Raw genomic sequence first — 729 nt, 5'->3', positions numbered from 1 at the left:
GCTCAGATGGGGTCGGAAGGGATCTTGGCCGGGAAGTGCGTCGCTCACGTTCGTCTGCGCAATTAGCCTCGATCGTCATGAGCACCTTGCAGACGATTCACGACGTGCCCGTTCTCATGTGCGCCCCCGACGGCGAGCTCATCGGGAACGAGCGCGATGCCTTGGATCTCGTCGGCGATGCCGGCTACCAGGGCGCCCAGTGGGTTGTCATTCCCGCCGGTCGGTTCAGTGAGGCGTTCTTCCAGCTGCGCACCCGCGTCGCCGGCGACATCGTCCAGAAGTTCGCCAACTACCGCCTGGGAATGGTCGTCCTCGGTGACATCTCCCATCACACGGACGAAAGTCCGTCGCTGCGGGACTTCGTCCGTGAGTGCAACCGTGGACGACAGGCGTGGTTCCTCACCGACATCGAGGAACTGCAAGACCGGCTGAAGACGTGAAGGGCAGAGCGGACAGCTCTCTGGTGCTCTTCAGCGGCGGTCCGTGGTGTGCTGACCGTTCGATGGCCGTCCGTACTCGGCTACGCCCCCGCGTCACCTAGGCCCGCCGCTTCTCTGCGCGCACCACTGGTCCCCCCTGCGCACCAATGGGTTCGCAGGTCGACCGGCCGGGCCGGCCGTCCACCGGCCGGGGTGCATGCGTACGTCGGAAGGGTGGTGTCGCACCAACGACCGTCGCCGCACCCGCTGAGCCAGGGGCCGCACCACCCCCAGACCTGTCTCTTATACA

Annotated in this window: 1 protein-coding gene; it reads left to right on the top strand. The window is 65.8% G+C overall.

Features of this window, described 5'->3' with window-relative positions; translation table 11 throughout:
• Positions 1–77 precede the first annotated feature (77 nt).
• Complete coding sequence (locus E2E34_RS34830; protein WP_138905784.1) at positions 78–440, top strand: DUF4180 domain-containing protein; 363 nt, start codon at positions 78–80, stop codon at positions 438–440.
• Positions 441–729 lie beyond the last annotated feature (289 nt).

The organism is Streptomyces albidochromogenes, from assembly GCF_005981925.1.
In the GTDB taxonomy this organism is placed as follows: Bacteria; Actinomycetota; Actinomycetes; order Streptomycetales; family Streptomycetaceae; genus Streptomyces; species Streptomyces albidochromogenes.
Note: the sequence above shows the minus strand (reverse complement) of the source record. Positions and strands in the feature narration are given on the sequence as shown.

Coding starts and splice junctions, on each gene's coding strand:
- E2E34_RS34830 (WP_138905784.1), top strand. CDS start 78: ATGAGCACCTTGCAGACGATTCACGACGTGCCCGTTCTCATGTGCGCC.